We start from the raw sequence: 579 nt of genomic DNA, 5'->3' as shown, positions 1-579 counted from the left end.
CCCCGGAAACGTCCACCTCCTAGCCCCAACAGGGGCAGGCAAGACATACATCGCCTGCGCCATCGGAGTTGCTGCATGCCAGGCTGAATACAGCGTTGCGTACTACCGGCTCGACCAGCTTGTAGATGAATTAGCGGCCTTCCCGCCGACAGATGAGCGTTACGTAACCAAGATGCGCAGGCTACAAAACACTGACGTGCTCATCCTTGATGATTTCCTGACCATTGGAATCAACCAACGCGGGCAAGAAGACCTAACGAAGATCATATTCGACCGCGATGGCAGGCTGCCGACGATCATCGTTTCCCAAACCACTGCCGCATACTGGGTACAAAAACTTCCCGACCCAGTCGCAGCTGACTCCCTCGTCAGCAGACTCAACACCGGCCAACGCGTCGAACTCGGTGAATACGACATGCGCCACTTCCTAGCCACCCAACTAGAAACCGAGTAACACACCACCATCAACAGGCCCCGCGACGAGCAGCAGCCCCAACCCGTCGCGGGGCCCTACCAACTACCCGGAATCCAGCCCTACCACCGTTTCGGAATACCCCTACCAACTACGCGCACTCAGCA

The 579-nt window shown here is 57.3% G+C and carries 1 protein-coding gene; it reads left to right on the top strand.

The genetic code is table 11. From position 1 onward, the window contains the following. Window positions 1-454 (top strand): ATP-binding protein (locus HMPREF2690_RS06870; RefSeq protein WP_168167291.1); only part of this gene is annotated, 454 nt, incomplete at its 5' end. Between the last annotated feature and the right edge of the window lie 125 nt (window positions 455-579).

The sequence above is a fragment of the Corynebacterium sp. HMSC034E11 genome (genome assembly GCF_001835905.1).
GTDB classification, from domain to species: Bacteria; Actinomycetota; Actinomycetes; order Mycobacteriales; family Mycobacteriaceae; genus Corynebacterium; species Corynebacterium coyleae.
Note: the sequence above shows the minus strand (reverse complement) of the source record. Positions and strands in the feature narration are given on the sequence as shown.